Raw genomic sequence first — 19,778 nt, forward strand, 5'->3', positions numbered from 1 at the left:
TCACTTACTCCATTGTGTCCTCGGGTTGAACGCAGCTTTCTCGGAAAGCTTGGTCCAGAGTTCGCGGGCAGATTCGTCCGACGCAGGCGGCATCACCACCTTGAGCTGCGCATAAAGGTTGCCGCGCTCTCCCTGCTTGTTGACCAGGCCCTTGCCCGGTACACGCAGGCGCTGGCCGCTCTGGCTGTCAGGACGGATGGTCAGGTTGATCTTGCCATCCAGGGTCGGAACCGCCACCTTGGCGCCCAGGGCCGCCTCCCACGGTGCCAACGGCACAGTGATGATCAGGTCATGACCTTCGACATCGAACAGCGGGTGCGGTGCCATGCGGATGGTCAGGAACAGGTCACCATTGGCCCCGCCACCGCTGCCCGGCGCACCCTGGCCCTTGAGGCGGATGCGCTCGCCGTCGGTCACCCCAGCCGGAATCCTCACGTTCAAGGTCTTGGTGGTGAAGCCGGTGCGCTGGCCCATGGCATTGGTTTGCGGCACCTGGAAGCTGATCTGCTTGGACTCCTTGCTCAGGGTCTCTTCAAGGAACACTGCCAGTTCAAGCTCCACGTCCTGCCCCCGCCTGCCGGCACTGCGTTGCTGCTGCCGGGCGCCACCGAAGGGGTTGCCACCCGCACTGCGCCCACCGAAGATCGAGCTGAAGAAGTCGGAGAAGTCGCCGCCTTCGAAGCCGCCGCCACCGCCACGGTTTTCCCAACCCGGTGGGGCCTGGAACGGCCGGCCATGCTGGCCGCCGTACTTGCGGATTTCGTCGAACTCGGCACGTTTCTGCGCGTCGCCCAGCACCTCATAGGCCTCGTTGGCCTCCTTGAATTTCTCCTCGGCGTCGCGCTCCTTACTGACATCGGGGTGATACTTGCGCGCCAGTTTGCGGTACGCGGCCTTGATCGCCTTTTCGTCCGCAGTGGGCTCTACGCCGAGTATCTTGTAATAGTCTTTGAAGTCCATTTGTGGATCACCAATGTGAATGTGCGTGTTGCAACTGAAGATAGGGGTCAAGCATAGCCTTTCAAGACCGACTTGGGTTTGCCTCAAGGCAGACGACTGGTCTTGATTCTGTAGCCAACTGGCATACACTGCGCGGCCGTTTTGCCTCCGGAAGCCCATTTCCCATGTCTGACGTATCCCCGGCCCGCGCCCTGGGCATCGACTTTGGCACCTCCAACTCCACGGTCGGTTGGCACCGGCCTGGCGTCGAGTCGCTGATTGCCCTGGAAGACGGCAAGATCACCTTGCCCTCGGTGGTGTTCTTCAATATCGAAGAGCGGCGCCCGGTGTATGGCCGCCTGGCGCTGCACGAGTACCTGGAAGGCTACGAAGGCCGCCTGATGCGCTCGCTGAAAAGCCTGCTGGGCTCGAAGCTGATCAAGCACGACACCAGCGTGCTGGGCAGCGCCCTGCCGTTCAAGGACTTGCTGGGCATGTTCATCGGCGAGCTCAAGAAGCGCGCTGAAGCGGCCGCTGGCCGTGAATTCGACCAGGTGGTGCTGGGCCGCCCGGTGTTCTTCGTCGACGAAGACCCGGCTGCCGACCAGGAGGCCGAGGACACCTTGGCCGAAGTGGCGCGCAAAATCGGCTTCAAGGACGTGTCGTTCCAGTACGAACCGATTGCCGCAGCCTTCGACTATGAGTCGAGCATCAGCCGCGAAGAGCTGGTGCTGATCGTCGACATCGGCGGTGGTACCTCGGACTTCACCCTGATCCGCCTGTCGCCCGAGCGCCACCTGGTCGCCGAGCGCCAAAGCGACATCCTCGCCACGGGCGGTGTGCACATTGGCGGTACCGACTTCGACAAGCAACTGAGCCTTCAGGGCGTGATGCCGTTGTTTGGCTACGGCAGCCGCATGAAGAGCGGTGCGCTGATGCCGACCAGCTACCACCTCAACCTGGCCACCTGGCACACCATCAACGCCTTGTATTCGCAGAAACCACAGTTGGCGCTGGGTAGCATGCGCTATGACATCGAGGACAGCTTCGGCATCGATCGCCTGTTCAAACTGATCGAGCAGCGCGCTGGGCACTGGCTGGCGATGGAAGTAGAAGCCAGCAAGATCGAGCTGACCGAGCATGACAGCCGCCACATCGACCTGCGGCGCGTCGAGCCCGAGCTGACTGCGGAACTGACCCGCGCGCTGTTCGAAGAGGCGATCGAAGGCCTGCTGGAGCGCGTGCGCGGTAGCGTGACCGAGCTGCTGGCCAAGGCTGGGGTAAGCGAAGACCAGGTCGATACGGTGTTCTTCACCGGTGGTTCAAGCGGCATTCCGGCGCTGCGCAACAGTGTTTCGGCGATGCTGCCGAATGCGCGGCATGTGGAAGGCAACATCTTTGGCAGCATTGGTAGCGGGCTGGCCATCGAGGCGCGCAAGCGTTACGGCGCGGCCTGATTTGTCGTTTAGCCTGTAGCCGCGAACGGGCCGGCCCTGCTGGCCAATCTCCACCCGCCTTTCACCGTTGCCGCCGCTACTGCATTCGCGGGTAAACCCGCTCCTACGCACCGATCGGGGGTGGACACACATCGGTGATTGGCCGCAGGCCCCTGTAGGAGCGGGTTTACCCGCGAAAGGGCCGGCCCTGCTGGCCAATCTCCACCCGCCGTTCACCGTTGCCGCCGCTACCGTATTCGCGGGTAAACCCGCTCCTACGCACCGATCGGGGGTGGACACGTCGGTGATTGGCCGCAGGCCCCTGTAGGAGCGGGTTCACCCGCGAAAGGGCCGGCCCTGCTGGGGCCAATCTCCACCCGCCTTTCACCGTTGCCGCCGCTACTGCATTCGCGGGTAAACCCGCTCCTACGCACCGATCGGGGGTGGACACACATCTGTGATTGGCCGCAGGCCGCTGTAGGAGCGGGTTTACCCGCGAAAGGGCCAGTACAGGCCACTACATGATCAGACCAGCTCCGCCCGCTTCAGCTCACTCTTCAGATAGGCATAGTAGATGGGCCCCGCCACGACACCGGGCAGCCCGAACGCCGCCTCGAATACCAGCATCGCCAGCAGCAATTCCCACGCCTTGGCACTGATCTGCCCACCCACGATCCGCGCGTTGAGGAAGTACTCGACCTTGTGGATGACGATCAGGTAACCCAGCGCCGCCGCCGCCACCCAGATCGACAGCGACAGGCCGACGATGGTGATCAAGGTGTTGGACATCAAGTTGCCGATCACCGGCAGCAAGCCCAGCAGGAAGGTCAGCACGATCAGCGTCTTGGTCAGCGGCAGGTGCACGTCGAACAGTGGCATCACCACGGCCAGGAAAATGCCGGTGAAGATCGTGTTGAGCAGCGAGATCTTGATTTGCGCGAACACGATGTTGCGAAACGCCTTCACCAGCAGGCTAAGACGTTCGAACAGCGCCGCCGCAAGGGGCTTGCGCCGGGAGATATCGGGAATACGCTGCAAAGCGATGATGGCGCCGAGGATCATGCCGATCAGCATCGTCACGAACATGTGGGCCATACCCTTGCCCACCAGCTGCAAATCGCTCAGGTGGCTCTTGATCCAGTCACCGATGGCCACCTTGAACTCTGCGGCACTGGCAGGCAGGTAGCCCTCGATGAAGGGTGGCAGCTGACCGCGAGCACGCTCGACCAAGGCCATGAACTTGTCCAGCGAGGCGCCGGGGTTTTCCGCCTCGTGCAGCAGGAAGCTGAAGGCACCGGCAATCAGCAGTGTCAGGGTGCTGACCACCAGCGTGCCGAGCAGCGCCACGGCCAGCCAGCGCGCGCGTTGGCCAGCAAGCAGCGGTTGCAGGCGAGGGGTCAGCATGTTGACCAGTTCGAACACCAGCAGACCGGCCAGCAGGCTGGGCAGCAACTTCAGGGGCAAAGCCAGCAGCAGCCCAGCCATGACGATGATCAGGCTGGCCAGGGTGATCTGACGGGGAGTAAAGGTCATACAGCCTCGACGGCAGACAGCGGGAATGCCGCAGTCTGCCAGCCTTGGCGGCGCAGGCATAGGCGCAGGTCATTTCTTCTTCAGGCAATCGCTCATAAAGGCCTTGCGCTCGTCCCCCTTCAGGGCTTTGGTGGTGGCGTCAGCATTGCAGGTCTTCATTTTGTCTTGCTGGGTTTGTGGCACCTCCTTTTTCAGGCAGGTGCTCATGAACGCTTTGCGTTCATCGCCCTTGAGGGCCTTGGCGGTGGCGTCAGCGTTGCAGGTTTTCATCTTTTCCTGCTGCGCGGTATTGGCAGCGAAACCTTGGGCACTGAACAACACCGCCAGGGCCAGTAACGGGATTTGCAGCACTTTCATGGAGTGGTCTCCTTGGCTCCGCGCCCGATGCACGGGGATCGAGCTGAGTGTAGCCAAGAATGTTCAGTGCCCCGCCCGCGCCTGCCGGCGGTACTGCTCGGGCGTACACCGGGCCTGACGCTGGAACATGGCGATGAACGCCGAAGCGCTGCTGTAGCCAAGGTCGAAGGCGATGGCCTGAATCGGCAGGCCGGCTTCCAGCGCTTCGATGGCACGCAGAAAACGCAGGCGCAGGCGCCATTCGCCAAAGCTGATGCCCAGCTCGCGCAGAAACTGGCGGGCCAGGGTGCGTTCGCTGACGTGCACGCGGGCGGCCCAGTCGGCCAGCGGGCGGTTGTCCCCCGGCTCGGCGCTGAGCGCGTCGAGCACCTGGCGCAAGCCATCGCTGTGGGCAAACGGCAAGTAGCAGGCCAGAGTGGGCGCCAGCAGCAACTGGTCAAGCAGTACCTGTACCAGGCGCTGGTCACGCTCGTCCTCGGCCACCTTGAGATTGCGCCGGGCGAAGTCACCGAGGATAGCCTTGAGGATGTCACTGATCATCAGGCTGCACGGGTGCGATGGCAGCGCTGCGCACAGGCTGCGGTCGAGGTAGATGGAACGGTAGACGATGGCCTGGGGGTTGTAGCAGCCATGCTCGGTGTCGGGCGGCACCCAAACGGCGTAGTGCGGCGGCGACAGGAAGCGCTGGCCGGCCACATCCAGATGCATTACGCCGTGGGCGGTGTAGTTCAGTTGGCCCCAGCCGTGTTGGTGCACGGCGCTGTGGGTGTCGGCAACGAACTCGTCGTGGCGGAAGTACACCGAGGCCGGCAGTTGGGTGAACTGGGGGATATCAAGGTATTTGCGCGGCATGCTGTCTGCTTTGCAGGGTCGATTGTCTGGATAGAAGTATAGGCTTGTTAACAGACATTCGATAATACAGGCCTATCGAGGGCCTGCCTTGCAGGCCTTCGCGGGCTCGCCCGCTCCCACAGGATCTGCGCCAGCCTCCAGGCCTGTGTATCCCCATGGGAACGGGCAAGCCCGCGAGGGCGGCAAGGCAGTCCCAATCCAGGCCCCAATGAGTGACCCGCTACATGAATTACCTGTTCCCCCTCACCGCCATCCTCATCTGGGCCGGCAACACCGTGGTCACCAAGATGTCCGCCGGCGCCATCCACCCTGCGGAGATCGGTTTCTACCGCTGGTTGCTGGCCGCCTTGCTGTTCACGCCGTTCATGCTGCCCGCCGTGTGGCGCAACCGCGCAGCCATCCGCCCGCACCTGACCCAGGTGTTCGTGCTCGGCGTGCTGGGCATGGCGATGTACCAGAGCCTGGCCTACTTCGCCGCCGGCATCACCAGTGCCACCAATATGGGCATCATCCTCTCGCTGATGCCGCTGATGTCACTGGCGCTGTCCATCGCCTGGCTGGGCCAGCGCCTGAGCTACGGTGCCCTGCTGGGCGCGGTGGTGTCATTCTTTGGCGTGCTTGAAGTGGTCAGTGCCGGCCACCCTGCCAGCCTGCTGCAGCATGGGCTGAACAGCGGCGACCTGTTGATGCTGGTGGCTACATTGGCCTATGCGCTGTACAGCTTCCTGCTGAAGAAATGGCAGCTGCGCCTGCCGCCGATGCAGCTGCTGTACCTGCAGGTTCTGGTGGCCATCGTCGTGTTGCTACCGCTGTTCTTGCTGTCGGACAAGACCGGCCTGAACAGCCACAACATCGGCCTGGTCCTGTATGCCTGCGTACTGGCCTCGATGATCGCGCCACTGGTGTGGATGCAGGCCGTGCACCGCCTGGGGCCCAGCCGCACCACACTGTTCTTCAACTTGCTGCCGCTGGTCACCGCGCTGATCGCCGCCGTGGTGCTCGATGAGCAACTGGCCAGTTACCACCTGGTCGGCGGCTTGCTGACCCTGGCCGGGGTAGTGCTGGCCGAACGCTGGACCACGCCGATCCGCCGCCAACGCACTTGAGCTAAAGCCCCGCCGCCTTGAGCCGGGCGGCATGTTCGGTGAACAGCCGCACCGGCTCCGCGCCTTTGCCCACGGCACCGAGCGACTGGTTGACGATGTCCAGGTGATCGAGCGGGTAATCGTCGCCGATCACCTGCCCCAGGTGCGAACTGAAACGCCCGACCATGCCGTCGCAATGGCCCTTTTCCTTGATGAAACTGCGTGCGAACAGGCGGCAGAAGCGGCTACTGCCGTCAAAGCGGTTGCGCCCCTGGTCTGTCAGGCCGGGTTGCAACGTGCCGGACCAGGAGTAATAGCGGACGCCATTGACCTCATAGGCCCCTTCCCCACCCCAGGTTTGCGGCAGGCCCTGTGGATAAGCCTGGTTGAACAGCGCCACCCCGGCGCTGGTCAGCGACTGGTGCGAGGCGTGCACATCTACCGGCAGCGGGTCACGACGCCAGCCGGTTTCCAGCCACACCAGCAGCACGGCAAACCCATGCAGCACGGCCTTGAGGACGCGCCCCTGGGGTGAATGGCCCGGTGCCGTGCGTTCCAGGTGGTCGGCCAGCTCAGAACCATGGTTGGGCCCCGCCACCGAGGTGACCGACGCCACCCGCTCCGGCCGTTTGGCCGCTGCGTAACGCGCGCTCAGAGCGCCCTGGCTGTGGCCGATGAGGTTGACCTTGTCGACGCCGGTACGTTGGCAGATATCGTCGATGATCGCCAGCAACTGCTCGCCGCGCACCTCGCTGGAATGCAGCGGCGAAACCTGCACCGGAAACACCTGCGCCCCGCCCTTGCGCAAGGCCGGCACAATGCCGAACCAGTAGGGGTAGAGCACCATCCGGACAAACCCGAGCATGCCTGGCACCAGCACCAGCGGGTATCGCGTTGCCAAATCCTGCTGCATTGCCGCAGCTCCTTTGCGTGTACGACGGGCCAACACTACAGCGGCCATCATGACCATCGCAATCGAACTCCTGGCGCGCGCTGTGGTTCAAAACCACACAGACCCTTTGCAAGGAGCGGGACCATGTACAAGCAGACCCTGGCAATCCTTCTGGCAAGCGCCACCCTGGCCGCCTGCGGCAGCCGCCCGGAAAACCCGGTGGATTACGTCACCTACCGCGATGAGCCGCTGGTCAAGCAGGTGGAGAACGGTATGACCATGCAGAAGGTCATCGCCATTGGCGGCAGCCCGTCGAACGTGATCGACCTGCCGCATGGGGGTACCTGCAACGACTACATCCTTAACCGCGACGGCAAGCAGCAGCCCTATTACGTGCGCTTCGACGCCACCGGCCATGTCGATGCCAAAGGCTTCAAGACCTGCAAGCAACGCCAAGAGGACAGTGACGCCCTGCATGGCGCGTAAGCCTGCGCCCCAACCTGACCCTGACCCCTGCTGGAGATAACCCATGAGCAATGTTGAACTGACCGATGTGAAAACCCTGCGCGAGCGTGCACGCCAGCATGTGGAGCAAGGCGCAGTGACCGAGGGTTACCACGCCGACCGTGAACAGATCCTGCGCCTGCTTAATGAATCGCTGGCCACCGAGCTGGTCTGTGTGCTGCGCTACAAACGCCACTACTTCATGGCCAGCGGCATCAAAGCCAGTGTGGCTGCCGAGGAATTTCTGGAACATGCCAACCAGGAAGCCGAACATGCCGACAAATTGGCCGAGCGCATCGTGCAACTGGGCGGGGAGCCGGACTTCAACCCCGACAACCTGACCAAGCACTCGCATGCCCAGTACGTGGCTGGCAATTCGTTGAAAGAGATGGTGCTGGAAGACCTGGTGGCAGAGCGGATTGCCATCGACAGCTACCGCGAGATCATTCAGTACATCGGGGATAAAGACCCGACTACCCGTCGTATCTTCGAAGACATCCTGGCGCAGGAAGAAGAGCACGCGGACGATATGTCCGACCTGTTGCAAGGCCTTTGATTTCTGACACCCTCAAGGGGCCGCTTTTGCGGCCCCTTGCTATTTCCGTGCTTTCACAGCTGCCGGCGCCTTGCCTGCCTTCATCTGCTGCAACAACGGTGTGCACTGGTTCGGGTCATCCCCGCTGCTGGGCGCAATCAGCGCCAGCAACCCCGCCGCCGGCCCAGCCACCACACCCAGCGCCACCATCCCTGCGCCACGCAACGCCAGTGGCAATGCCTGCACACCGGCGTTCGGTTTGGCAAACGGTCCGCGCACATACAGGGGTGAACGCAGCGAGAACAACCGCAGCCCTTTCGATTCCGGGGTGATGTTCAAATCCAGTTGCTCGGAAGCGAAATTCGCCGTGCCGTCGATGTAGATGATCGCGTTCTCGGTATCGAAGATGAACAGCCGCGTAGTCGCCAGGCCATCCTTGATGCCCACATCGGCCGCCGCACAGTTGATCTTCACGTCCTCATCACCAAACAGCTTGCCGACCACATAGTTGCCCACGTTCAAGCCGGCAATTTCCATCAGGCTGCGGCTGATGGCGCCATCGTTGATCAGCATGCGCAAGTCGCCATTGGCTGTACCCAGCAAGGCGGCTACCGAGTTGCCACGGCCGCTGATGTCGGCGTCGCCATTGAGCTCACCAAAGCTGGTCTGCATTGGCGCGAAGGTAGGGAACAGTTGCTTGAGCTTGAAGCCACGCGCAGTCAACTTCGCGCGCCCCTGCAAGGGCACGCTGCGCCCGTCCAGGCGGATGTTGGAGGCCAGGCTGCCGCCGGCCACGCCAAAGCGCAGGGGCTCCAGGCGTAACAGGCCGTCTTCGAGCACCACATGGGCCGACAGGTCAGTGAACGGCAGTTGCGCGCTGTGCACGATGCGCTTGCCAGCAAAGGTGACATCAGCGTCCATTGCCCGCCAACGCTCGGTGCGAAACGCCTCCACTGGCAGCACCTTGCCTGCAGGCTGCTCGCTGGCACCGCCGCGGGCCTTCTGTTCGGCATTGGAGTCGGCACCGATCAGCGGCGCCAGGTCCTTGAACAGCAACTGGTTCGATACCAGGTTGCCGGACAGTCTGGGCCGTGGCTGGCTGGCAACGAAGGCCAGGTCCCCATGGATATCGCTGTCGCCGATCTTGCCGTTGAAGCCCTGGTAATTGAACGACGCCCCTTGCGCCGCCTGCAGGTTGGCGCTTAGGCGGCCGTCGGTGGAATAGGCCGGGGTGTCAGGCAAGGTGACGCCGGTCAATGGGTAGAGGTTGCCCAGGCTGGCACCCGACAAACGCAGGCGCAGGTCGAGGGCACCAAGGTTGCGCGGGTCGGTGAGGGTGCCGGCGAGCACCACATGGGTGTCGGCGATGCGCACGTCGGCCTGCAGCGGGAACGGCTGGCTGGCGTCCTGCAGGGCCAGCAGGCCGCCGATCTTGCCGGTGCCGGACACTGGCTGGCCTTTGTAGCGGCCTTGGGCCTTGAGGCCGAAGGCATAGTCCTGCGCACCGCCGGCCTTCTCGGCGCTGGCCTTGCCGACAATCTCACTGAACGGGATTGGCTTGCCAAGCGGGTCAATCTGCACCTTCATGCTGGTTTTGAGGGTCTGGTCGTCGAAGCTGACGTTGCCTTGGTCAAAGCCGATGGCGCCGATGTCCAGCTGCCAGTTGGAAGGTTCAGCGTTTTCATCCTTGGGGCCGAAGTCGAAGACCCAGTTGGCGCGGCCATCGGCCAGGCGAGTGAGGCTGGCAGTGGGCTTGGTGAGGTTGATGCGGGGTATGCTGATCTGCTGGAACACCAGCGGTAGCGGCGCCAGGCGAAACTCCACGCGCTCAAGGCCGACCATCTTCGGCTCCTTGAGCCACTCGGGGTTGCCCAGCGTCAGGTCTTCGGCAATAAAGTGCGGCCAAGGCACCCAGGCACGCCAACCGCCCTCTTCGGGCTCGGTACGCCAGTGCACGGCGAGGTTGCCGTTGATCGCGAAGGGCCGATGCAAGGCTTCGGAGACCTTCTCGTTGAGCAGTGGCTTGACGCGGTTCCAGTCGAAGGTGGCAATCACTACCACCAGGATCGCCAGCACGGTAAGCAGGCTGGCGAGGGTCCAGACGAGGATTCTGGCGGGACGCGTCATTGCGTATTTCTCCTTGCGGCATGACAGAAAACAGGCGCAGCGATGGCCTCAATAACTCCGACTGATGAAAACCCGTGAGGTTTTATCGGTGGCGCCATGATAGCGAAGTTTTTCCTGGCCTCTTGCTCAGAAATTTGTCTTACCAGACTGCACATGTTACCCACCGCCAACCGGGCAAGGGGATTGCCTGCATGGCTGCAATGGCCGGAATAGACGCCCTGAAAACCTCTATCAATATGGTCGATTGTTACCATTACCCGTATGAACTTCTCTCTGGCGTTACGCGGCGTAGCATTGGCTTCGTACCCACTTTCCAGCCCCCGAGAGGAGCACCGAAATCATGAAACGCCATCTGCTGACCCTGACCCTGTCCCTTCTGGCCGCCAACGCTTTCGCCCTGCCAGCGTCCGAGCAACACCTGACGTCCGAAGCGCGCTCCAGCGCTGCCGAAATCGCCCAGCCGCTGAAAACCGTCGCTGAAGGCGGCTCCGATCGTCTGATCGAACGTTCTGGCCGTGTTGCCGAAGGTGGCTCCGATCGCCTGATCGAACGTTCTGGCCGCGTTGCCGAAGGTGGCTCCGATCGCCTGATCGAACGTTCTGGCCGCGTTGCCGAAGGTGGCTCCGATCGCCTGATCGAACGTTCCGGCCGTGTTGCCGAAGGTGGCTCTGATCGCCTGATCGAACGTTCTGGCCGCGTTGCCGAAGGTGGCTCGGATCGCCTGGTTGAACTCAGCCGTGTGAGCTGATCGCCATGGCCGAAAAGAACAACTTCTGTCACAACGCTTGCTCCCCTCCAGGCCCGGTCCATTGACCGGGCTTTGTTTTTTTATCTAGAGTGCCCAGCCTGACCGTTACAGAAGCCCGCATCATGCTGCCGCGCGCCGAACAGAAGCTACAGACCCGCCAGGCCCTGCTCGATGCCGCCTGCCTGCTCATGGAGAGTGGCCGTGGTTTCGGCAGTATCAGCCTGCGCGAAGTGGCGAAGACAGCTGGCATCGTGCCGACCGGCTTCTATCGGCATTTCTCCGACATGGACGCTCTGGGCCTGGCCCTTGTCGCCGAAATCGACACCACCTTCCGCCAGACCATCCGCCTGGTGCGCCAGAACGAATTCGAACTGGGCGGCATCACCGACGCTTCGGTGCGCATCTTCCTCGACGTGGTCGCCGCCCATCGCGCGCAGTTCCTCTTCCTGGCCCGCGAGCAATACGGCGGTGCACAGGCCGTGCGCCAGGCCATTGCCCGCCTGCGCCAGGATATCAGCGACGACCTTGCCACCGACCTTGCACGGATGAAGCGCTGGCAACACCTGGACAGCGCCGCACTTGCGGTGATGGCCGACCTGGTGGTGAAGACCGTGTTCGCCACCCTGCCCGAGCTTATCGACAACCCGGAAGCGGGTTATCCACAGGCCCTGACGCCCCAGGAAAAGATCACCCAGCAGTTGCGCTTCATCTTTGTCGGGGCGCGGCATTGGCAGGGGCTCGGCAACCCAGGCTACTGAAAACCCCACTTCTGCTACCATGGCGCCCTGCCCGACAGCGACGAGCGCCGAAATGTCCGACCCCCGCCCCACCCTGCCCGAACTGGCCCGCTTCAACCAGCACTTCGCCGAACGCATCGTGCCGCTGTGGCAAGGCCCGGGCTGGAACGCCGACATGGCTCTGCCCTACGAAGCGCTGGACGCCCAGCACCATCCGTTGCCGGTGCAGCGCTACCGCGCCATGGCCTGTGCACGCCAGCTGTATGTGTTCAGCAGCCGTATCGGGCAACCGGGCGCTGCGGAGCGTGCCGCAGCCCTGTTTCGCTCGCTGCAAAAGCACTTCCACGATGCCGAGCACGGTGGCTGGTTCTACAGCATCGACGCCCAAGGCAAGCCGCTGGACCGGCGCAAGGACCTGTATACCCACGCCTTCATCGTGTTCGCCTGCGCGCACTACTGGGGCAAAGTGCGCGAAAGCCTGGTGGAGTCCACGTTGAATGCCGCGCTGGACATCATCGACCAACAGTTCGCCCGTGACGATGGCCTGTACGAAGCCTGCCTGGGCGAAGACTGGGCCGACCTCGGCAGTGGCCCGCTGCAGAACCCGCAGATGCACCTGGCCGAAGCGTTCCTGCAAGTACTGGCAGTGCGTGGCGACGAACATGTCCGCCAGTCGCTGCTGCAATTGTGTCAGGCGCTCGAGGCGCATTTCATTGAACCGGCCCATGGCCTGATGCTGGAAAAGCCACACGGGGCTGTGGATAACTGGTTCGAGCCTGGGCACCAGTTCGAGTGGTTCTATCTGCTGCATACCTCCCCGCTGCTGCGTGACACGCCGCTGCATGCGTCGATAGACCGGGCCTTCGGCTTTGCCGAGCAATTCGGGGTGAAGGATGCGGCCGTACTGGCCATGCTGAATGTGGATGGCCGGGTGCTTGATGCCTCCCAGCGTATCTGGGCGCAGGCCGAGTACCTGCGGGCGCTTACATTGCGTGAAGGCAGTGAAGCAAAGCTCGCGGGGCAGTTGGGCGCCCTTTCAGCGCGGTTCCTGCGTGACGCCGGCTGGTATGAGTGCCGAGGGGGTGACGGCGCGGTGAGCAGGGATGACATGCCATCGACCACGCCTTATCACTTGGCTACCTGCCTGGAAGGGCTGAATCAGTTGAACACCTAAAGAATCTGTCAGGGGGGAACGTTTCCTGCTGCCGGCAGCATCTCCCCCACACCTATGTTGGTGCTCCTTTCTCGAACGTTCAGGAGTTATCAACATGGAAGCAGAAGCCTTCAAGGCATTTGTTGAAGAGCAGATCAACCGAGCGGCACAAAAGATCATCGATAGCGGCCACCGCTATGATGAGCACTCCCATGGCAAACTCAGCTACCTGCTAAGCCTGCGCCGCGTCATCAATAGCAAAGCATCGGCCGAGGACCTAGGCCGGCATGACGGCATCAATGATGTCCTTCAAGCGTTAGGCATCATCCCTGAAGACAGAACGTACTTGTCCTATATCAACTAAGCCATCCAGCTGCACCGCGAACCGGGCCTTCCCGGTTCGCGCCTCGTGCTTAGCCTTTTGATCGGTCGATCGAGAACCCTGCCCAGTCCTGGCTCACCGGCATCAGTTCCAGGCTGTTGATATTGATGTGCGCCGGCTGGTTGAGGATCCAGAAGATGGTCTCGGCAATATCCTGTGGCTGGATCGGCTCCGCACCCGCGTAGGTAGCATCGTACTTGGCCTGGTCACCCCCGAAGCGCACCAGCGAGAACTCGCTCTCGCACAGACCCGGCTCGATGTTGCTCACACGCACACCGGTACCGCGCAGGTCGCAACGCAGGCTCAGCGAGAACTGGCCGACGAAGGCCTTGGTGCCGCCATACACGTTGCTGCCCGGGTACGGGTAGTTGCCCGCCACCGACCCGACGTTCAGGATCGACGCGCCGCGGCCATGGGCGATGAGCCGTGGCAGCAGCAGGCGAGTGGTGTACATCAGGCCCTTGATGTTGGTGTCGACCATGGTTTCCCAGTCGTCCAGGCTGCAGTTCTGCGCAGCATCCACACCCAGCGCCAAGCCGGCGTTGTTGACCAGACCGCGAATCTTTTCAAAGCCGACCGGCAGATTGGCAATAGCCTGCTCCATGGCTTTGCGGTCACGCACGTCCAGCACCAGGCCATGCACTTCGGTCTTGGCCGACAGTTCAGCGCACAGGGCGTCCAGGCGCTCTTTGCGGCGCCCAGTGAGTACCAGCTTCCAGCCGGCTTCTGCGAAGCGGCGGGCAGTGGCCTCGCCGAAACCGGAAGTCGCGCCAGTGATGAATACGGTGGACGTCATGCTGTGTTCCTCACGGTAGGTTGTCATGGCAGCTTTGCAGCATGCCCGCGCCTGGCCTTGGCAGCAAGCCGTTCAGGGGCTGTTCATTTTTTGTTCATATTCTGCAAACCCTTGCAGCAGAGGGCTCGCCGCCAGGTATACGCATGTTATCCACAAGGCTTTCCCCACAGATTGGGGGCAACTTGTCCACCGCACGGAACCCTTTCAGCGGGTTGTGGTCGGTGGATATCTTGGCGGTGATGGCGCAAGGCTTTCAAACATGCCGCCTGCAGCGGTCTGTCCAAGGTTTTTACACAGAGTTATCCACAGGATTATCGCGACACTTCAAGTGCACGCAGAGATTTTGAACGCTTGGGGAAATCATCCACAACGGGGATATGAACAAAAAATGATCAAATCGCTACAGGGCTTGATACTCAAGGGCTTGAGCGATATGCCACCATGTTTTCCACAGGCGGCTCCACACTATCCGTGGAAAAGAGTTGGCCTGTGGAAACAATGGCTTGCGAAGGAATATGGGTGTGTTTCGGGAGAAGGGAACGACAAGTTTTCCACATTGAGAAGGGGGCTGCATTGCAGCCCCTGCATACAACTCAGTGCCCGCCCAGATAAGCGTTACGCACTTCCTCATTGACCAACAGTTCCTGCCCGGTCCCGGTCATGCGAATCTGCCCGTTGACCATCACATAGGCCCGGTCCGACAGTTTCAGCGCATGGTTGGCGTTCTGTTCCACGAGGAAGATGGTCATCCCGGTCTTGGCCAGTTCTCGCAGGGTCGAGAAAATCTGCTTGACCACAATCGGCGCCAGCCCCAACGAGGGCTCGTCCAGCAGCAGCAACTTCGGCCGGCTCATCAGCGCCCGGGCAATCGCCAGCATTTGCTGCTCGCCACCCGACATGGTCATGGCCCGCTGGTTACGCCGCTCCTTCAACCGCGGGAACAGCTCATACATGCGCTGCATGTCTTCGTCGGCATGCTTGTCGCCGATGGGGATGGTACCCATCATCAGGTTTTCCTCGACGGTCATGTCGGGAAACACCCGGCGCCCCTCCGGCGACTGGGCAATGCCGTTGGAGGCGATGTAGTGCGAGGATTTGCGGGTAATGTCGGTGCCGCGGTACACGATATGCCCGGATGCCGCCCGCGGCTGGCCGAAAATCGACATCAGCAGGGTCGACTTGCCGGCACCGTTGGCGCCGATCAGGCTTACCGTCTCGCCCTCGTTGATGTGCATCGAGACTTTCTTCAGTGCCTGGATCGGCCCATAGAACACGTCCAGGTCTTTCAGCTCGAGAATGGGTGCACTCATACCAGTTCCTCTTCGTCTGCACCCAGGTAGGCGGCAATCACCGTCGGGTTGTGGCGGATGTCCTGCGGCGCACCTTCGGCAATCACATTGCCGTGGTCCAGCACCACGATATGGTCGGAGATGCTCATGACCATGCCCATGTCGTGCTCGATCAGCACCACAGTGATGTCGTGCTCGTCACGCAGCACACGGATCATGCGGCTGAGTGCTTCGGTTTCCTGCGGGTTCAGGCCCGCCGCCGGTTCGTCCAGGCAGATGATCTTCGGCCGCGTGCACATGGCCCGGGCAATTTCCAGGCGGCGCTGCTGGCCGTACGACAGCTCGCCGGCCAGGCGGTTGGCGCAATCGACCAGGTCCACTACTTCCAGCCAGTAGAAGGCGTGGTCCAGCGCATCGCTTTCGGCCTTGCGGTAGGCCTTGGTGTTGAACACACCTGCCAGCAGGTTTCGGTTGACCCACATGTGCTGCGCCACCAGCAGGTTCTCCACCACCGACATTTCCTTGAACAGCCGGATGTTCTGGAAGGTGCGTGCCAGGCCGGCGCGGTTGACCAAATGGGTACCGCCGAACATCTTGTAGTACATGCGGTTGGCAAAGCGCGCAGGCGAAACGAAGTCCGCCGCCTGGAAGCGCTCACCGAGCAGCTGGATCACGTTGGTATGGCTGCCGCGCACGTTCAGCTCGATGCGCCCGCCACTGGCCTTGTAAAAGCCGGTCAGGCAGTTGAACACCGTAGTCTTGCCGGCGCCATTGGGGCCGATCAGGGCGAAGATCTGGTTGCGCCGGACCTTCAGGCTGACATCGCTGAGCGCCTTGATGCCACCGAACTGCATCATCAGGTTGTCGACCGAGAGAATGATATCGTCGCTCATGGCGCCACTCCTTTACGCGGGGTCACACCGGTACGGCTGATGCGGATCAGCCCACGCGGTCGCCAGATCATCATCAGCACCATCAGCACGCCGAACAGCAGCACCCGGTATTCGGAGAAGCTGCGCAGCAGCTCTGGCGCCACGGTCAGCACGAACGCCGCAATGACCACGCCCACGGTCGAGCCCATACCCCCCAGTACGACAATGGCGAGGATCAACGCCGACTCGAAGAAGGTGAATGAAGACGGGTTGACGAAACCCTGGTAGGTGGCAAAGAACACCCCGGCCAGGCCGGCGGTAGAGGCGCCAAGGGTAAACGCCGAGAGCTTGACCAATACGTGGTTCAGGCCCATCGAACGGCAAGCGATCTCGTCTTCGCGCAGCGCTTCCCAGGCCCGGCCGACCGGCATGCGGGTCAGGCGGTGCTTGATGTACAGCACCGCCAGCACGACCATGAACAGCACCGCATAGATGAACACGAACTTGAGGTTGGCGTTGTATTCGAAGCCGAAGAACTCATGGATCGGCACCCCACCGTCCTTGGCGCGGCGGCCGAACTCCAGGCCGAAGAAGGTTGGCGATGGCGCCGGCATGCCGTTGGGGCCACCGGTGAACGACAGCCAGTTGTTCAGCACCAGGCGAATGATTTCGCCAAAGCCCAGGGTCACGATCGCCAGGTAGTCACCGTGCATCCGGAGCACCGGGAAGCCCAGGATGCACCCCGCCAACGCCGCCGCGATGGCCGCCAGCGGCAGCACGCTCCAGAAGCCCAGGCCAAGGTATTGGTACCCCAGCGCCAGGCCGTAGGCACCGATGGCGTAGAACGCTACATAACCCAGGTCGAGCAGGCCGGCCAGGCCCACCACGATGTTCAGGCCCAGGCCCAGCAGTACGTAGATCAGGCCAAGAATGACCACAGTCAGCAGGTACTTGTTGGCGAAAATCGGGAAGACGATGGCAATCACCACCAGCGCCGGGATGATGTAGCGTAGCCGCGACACATAGTTCGGCGCGCGCACATGCACGCCCGAGCCGCCACTGTCGAAGCCCTCGAGCATGCGCCGCCCGGCAGCGGTCTGCACGTACAGGCTGAGCAGGAAACGCCCGAGCATCACCCCGCCGACCAGCCAGGCAACCCGACGAGGTTCGGCGTTGAAGGTATAACCGTCGAGCACCACGCCGACGATCGGGCCGAAGACAATCAGCGCCAGCAAGCCGGCAACGATGGTCTCGAGCAGGCTGCGCTTGATATCGAAACCTTTGGTTTCAGAGGCAGAGGCAATTTTGGCAATCGACATGTTCACACCTTAGCCACGAGCGGGCGACCCAGCAGGCCTTGTGGGCGGAAGATAAGGATCATCACCAGCAGCGAGAAGCTGAACACGTCCTTGTAGTCGGAGTTGATCAGGCCGGAGAACAGCGACTCGGAAATACCCAGGATGATCCCGCCGAGCATCGCGCCAGGCAGCGAGCCGATGCCACCGAGCACAGCAGCAGTGAACGCCTTGATACCGATGATGAAGCCGGCGTAGAAGTCGAAGGTGCCGTAGTTCATGGTGATGAGCACGCCGGCCAGGGCGGCCATCACTGCACCGATGACGAACACGTAGGAGATTACCCGGTCGGTGTTGATACCCAGGATCGAGGCCATCTTGCGGTCTTGCTGGGTAGCACGGCACATGCGGCCGAGCTTGGTGTACTTGATCACGTAGGTCAGCAGGCCCATGCCGACAAAAGCCGCCACCAGGATGAAGATCTTGGTATAAGTCAGTTGCACGAAGCCGGACCCGACTTCGACACGCATAGCACCTTCCAGCAGGGTTGGCACGCCTTGCTGGCGGGCGCCCTGGCTGATCTGTGCGTAGTTCTGCAGGATCAGCGAAATGCCGATGGCACTGATCAGCGGTGCCAGGCGGGTGGAGTTACGCAGCGGTTTGTAGGCGATGCGCTCGATGGTGAAACCATAAACGCCGGTGACGACGATGGTGAACAACAAGGTGCCCAGCATCAGCAGGGGGAACGATTCGACACCGAAGTAAGCCAGCAATGCCAGGCTGATCGCCGCGAGGTAAGCGGAGATCATGTACACCTCGCCGTGCGCGAAGTTGATCATGCCGATAATGCCATAGACCATTGTGTAGCCGATGGCGATCAGGCCATAGACCGACCCGAGGGTCAGGCCGTTGACCAGTTGCTGCAGGAAAATACCATCCATAACGCAATCTCACCTGATTGAGATTGCACGAGCGCCGACCACGGCGCGGGCCACCTGTGCGGGGCCCTCGCAGCGCAGAACTGTGCAGATCTACGAATAAAGACAGGTACCGCGGGGCTTGGGCCCGAGCAACCGCCCGGGCCGCGGGCCGTTGTTATTTTTGTTTTTCCAGCTGGTGGTATTTACCGGTCTTGTCCCACTGGTAGACCACGTAGTCGGACACGGTCAGGTCGCCCTTGCTGTCCCACTTCTTCTCACCCATGACGGTCTGCACCGGGTTGGCCTTGAGCCACTTGGCAGCGTCTTCGCCCTTGTTCGACTTCGCGCCATTGAACGCGGCAGCCAGAGCCTGCAGCGAAGCGTAGGCGTACAGGGTGTAGCCCTCAGGTTCGGTGCCCGCCTTGCGGAACTCCTCCACCACCGCCTTGCTGTCTGGCAGCAGGCGCGGGTCGGCACCGAAGGTCATGTACACGCCGTCAACGTATTGCGCGCCGCCGGCGGTAGACACCAGTTCGTCGGTGACGATGCCATCATCGGACATGAACTTGACGTCCTTCAGGCCCTGCTCGCGCAACTGGCGTACCAGCGGGCCGGCTTCCGGGTGCAGGCCGCCGAAATAGACCACGTCGGCACCGGTAGAGCGGATCTTGGTGACCACAGCGCTGAAGTCTTTCTCGCCACGGGTCAGGCCTTCGTACAGCACAGGCTTCACGCCGCGTTTTTCCAGCTGCGCCTTGGTCGCGTCGGCCAGGCCCTGACCGTAGGTGTCCTTGTCGTGCAACACCGCGACCTTCTTGCCCTTGAGCACGTCGACGATGTAGTCGCCAGCGACGATACCCTGCTGGTCGTCACGGCCGCACATGCGGAACATGGCGCTCAGGCCGCGCTCCGTGACCTGTGGGTTGGTGGAGCCTGGGGTGATGGCGATCACGCCCGCCTCGTCATATACCTCGGACGCCGGGATCGTGTTGGAGGAACAGAAGTGGCCCACTACGCCGATCACCTTGTCCTGGTCGACCAGTCGGTTGGCCACGGCCACGGCTTGCTTCGGCTCACAGGCGTCATCGCCTTTGACCAGGACGATTTTCTCGCCATTCACGCCACCGGCGGCGTTGATCTTGTCGGCCGCTGCCTGCGCACCTTTCATGTACTGCTCGCCAAACGCTGCGTTGGCACCGGTCATTGGGCCCGCTACACCGATCTTGACGTCGGCCTGAACATACGAAGAAACACCCAGTGCCGTAGCTACGGCCAGAGCCAGGAAACCTTTCTTGTAAAACGTCTGCGACATGAGGTGGTGCTCCT

General features: G+C 62.1%; 20 protein-coding genes. 8 read left to right on the forward strand and 12 right to left on the reverse strand.

The genetic code is table 11. The features are described from left to right. Positions 1–960 carry a curved DNA-binding protein gene (gene cbpA / locus KW568_RS25985; protein ID WP_003249627.1) on the reverse strand — a complete coding sequence of 320 codons (960 nt, stop codon included), beginning with the start codon at positions 958–960 and terminating at the stop codon, positions 1–3. Between the two features lie 164 nt (positions 961–1,124). On the opposite strand from cbpA, the gene KW568_RS25990 reads away from it, so the two are divergent. Then, positions 1,125–2,396 (forward strand): Hsp70 family protein, encoded by a 1,272-nt coding sequence (locus KW568_RS25990; RefSeq protein WP_004576471.1) that lies wholly within the window; start codon positions 1,125–1,127, stop codon positions 2,394–2,396. Positions 2,397–2,900: 504 nt separating this feature from the next. On the opposite strand, the gene KW568_RS25995 is transcribed toward KW568_RS25990, so the two are convergent. The 3 genes from KW568_RS25995 to KW568_RS26005 form a co-directional block, all read right to left on the reverse strand. Further along, on the reverse strand, positions 2,901–3,908 hold the full coding sequence (locus KW568_RS25995; protein ID WP_003249623.1) for an AI-2E family transporter: 1,008 nt from the start codon (positions 3,906–3,908) through the stop codon (positions 2,901–2,903). Between the two features lie 69 nt (positions 3,909–3,977). Next, positions 3,978–4,265: a PsiF family protein gene (locus tag KW568_RS26000; RefSeq protein ID WP_004576959.1), complete on the reverse strand. Its 288-nt coding sequence runs from the start codon at positions 4,263–4,265 to the stop codon at positions 3,978–3,980. 63 nt (positions 4,266–4,328) lie between these two features. Beyond that, the gene (locus KW568_RS26005) at positions 4,329–5,117 is read right to left on the reverse strand and encodes a helix-turn-helix transcriptional regulator (protein WP_003249619.1); all 789 of its coding nucleotides are present in this window, start codon (positions 5,115–5,117) and stop codon (positions 4,329–4,331) included. Positions 5,118–5,341: 224 nt separating this feature from the next. Between KW568_RS26005 and KW568_RS26010 the strand changes: the two genes are divergently transcribed. Further along, positions 5,342–6,223, forward strand: coding sequence for a DMT family transporter (locus tag KW568_RS26010; RefSeq protein WP_004576960.1), 882 nt, complete (start codon positions 5,342–5,344; stop codon positions 6,221–6,223). A gap of 1 nt (position 6,224) precedes the next feature. Here KW568_RS26010 and KW568_RS26015 read toward each other — a convergent pair whose 3' ends face one another. Beyond that, the gene (locus tag KW568_RS26015) at positions 6,225–7,115 is read right to left on the reverse strand and encodes a triacylglycerol lipase (protein WP_003249615.1); all 891 of its coding nucleotides are present in this window, start codon (positions 7,113–7,115) and stop codon (positions 6,225–6,227) included. 123 nt (positions 7,116–7,238) lie between these two features. Here KW568_RS26015 and osmE point away from each other — a divergent pair, with 123 nt between their 5' ends. Both osmE and KW568_RS26025 read left to right on the forward strand, forming a co-directional pair. After that, entirely contained in the window at positions 7,239–7,580 is a 342-nt protein-coding gene (gene osmE, locus KW568_RS26020; RefSeq protein ID WP_004576961.1) for an osmotically-inducible lipoprotein OsmE, read from the forward strand. A gap of 43 nt (positions 7,581–7,623) precedes the next feature. Beyond that, positions 7,624–8,154, forward strand: coding sequence for a bacterioferritin (locus KW568_RS26025; RefSeq protein WP_004576962.1), 531 nt, complete (start codon positions 7,624–7,626; stop codon positions 8,152–8,154). Between the two features lie 39 nt (positions 8,155–8,193). Here the strand turns inward: KW568_RS26025 and KW568_RS26030 are convergent, their stop codons facing one another. Further along, positions 8,194–10,260 carry an AsmA family protein gene (locus KW568_RS26030; RefSeq protein ID WP_004576963.1) on the reverse strand — a complete coding sequence of 689 codons (2,067 nt, stop codon included), beginning with the start codon at positions 10,258–10,260 and terminating at the stop codon, positions 8,194–8,196. A gap of 340 nt (positions 10,261–10,600) precedes the next feature. Here KW568_RS26030 and KW568_RS26035 point away from each other — a divergent pair, with 340 nt between their 5' ends. The 4 genes from KW568_RS26035 (at position 10,601) to KW568_RS26050 (ending at position 13,262) form a co-directional block, all read left to right on the forward strand. Next, positions 10,601–11,008 carry a hypothetical protein gene (locus KW568_RS26035; protein WP_004576965.1) on the forward strand — a complete coding sequence of 136 codons (408 nt, stop codon included), beginning with the start codon at positions 10,601–10,603 and terminating at the stop codon, positions 11,006–11,008. A gap of 122 nt (positions 11,009–11,130) precedes the next feature. After that, positions 11,131–11,766: a TetR family transcriptional regulator gene (locus tag KW568_RS26040; protein WP_003249603.1), complete on the forward strand. Its 636-nt coding sequence runs from the start codon at positions 11,131–11,133 to the stop codon at positions 11,764–11,766. 52 nt (positions 11,767–11,818) lie between these two features. Beyond that, positions 11,819–12,919 (forward strand): AGE family epimerase/isomerase, encoded by a 1,101-nt coding sequence (locus tag KW568_RS26045; protein WP_004576966.1) that lies wholly within the window; start codon positions 11,819–11,821, stop codon positions 12,917–12,919. Positions 12,920–13,013: 94 nt separating this feature from the next. Next, positions 13,014–13,262, forward strand: a complete 249-nt coding sequence (locus tag KW568_RS26050; RefSeq protein WP_004576967.1) for a hypothetical protein — start codon at positions 13,014–13,016, stop codon at positions 13,260–13,262. A 49-nt stretch (positions 13,263–13,311) separates the two neighbouring features. On the opposite strand, the gene KW568_RS26055 is transcribed toward KW568_RS26050, so the two are convergent. From KW568_RS26055 to KW568_RS26080, 6 genes are all read right to left on the reverse strand, one after another. Beyond that, positions 13,312–14,076 (reverse strand): SDR family oxidoreductase, encoded by a 765-nt coding sequence (locus KW568_RS26055; RefSeq protein ID WP_004576968.1) that lies wholly within the window; start codon positions 14,074–14,076, stop codon positions 13,312–13,314. Between the two features lie 593 nt (positions 14,077–14,669). Beyond that, positions 14,670–15,386 carry an ABC transporter ATP-binding protein gene (locus KW568_RS26060; protein ID WP_004576969.1) on the reverse strand — a complete coding sequence of 239 codons (717 nt, stop codon included), beginning with the start codon at positions 15,384–15,386 and terminating at the stop codon, positions 14,670–14,672. Then, a complete protein-coding gene (locus tag KW568_RS26065) occupies positions 15,383–16,258 on the reverse strand; it encodes an ATP-binding cassette domain-containing protein (RefSeq protein WP_004576970.1) in 876 nt (291 codons plus the stop codon). Before KW568_RS26065 ends, KW568_RS26060 begins: the two co-directional genes overlap by 4 nt. Further along, on the reverse strand, positions 16,255–17,556 hold the full coding sequence (gene livM / locus KW568_RS26070) for a high-affinity branched-chain amino acid ABC transporter permease LivM (protein WP_003249592.1): 1,302 nt from the start codon (positions 17,554–17,556) through the stop codon (positions 16,255–16,257). Before livM ends, KW568_RS26065 begins: the two co-directional genes overlap by 4 nt. Positions 17,557–17,558: 2 nt before the next feature. After that, a complete protein-coding gene (locus KW568_RS26075; protein WP_003249590.1) occupies positions 17,559–18,473 on the reverse strand; it encodes an ABC transporter permease subunit in 915 nt (304 codons plus the stop codon). Between the two features lie 154 nt (positions 18,474–18,627). Beyond that, the gene (locus KW568_RS26080; protein WP_003249588.1) at positions 18,628–19,764 is read right to left on the reverse strand and encodes a branched-chain amino acid ABC transporter substrate-binding protein; all 1,137 of its coding nucleotides are present in this window, start codon (positions 19,762–19,764) and stop codon (positions 18,628–18,630) included. Between the last annotated feature and the right edge of the window lie 14 nt (positions 19,765–19,778).

The organism is Pseudomonas sp. HD6515 (assembly GCF_024971855.1).
GTDB lineage: Bacteria > Pseudomonadota > Gammaproteobacteria > Pseudomonadales > Pseudomonadaceae > Aquipseudomonas > Aquipseudomonas alloputida.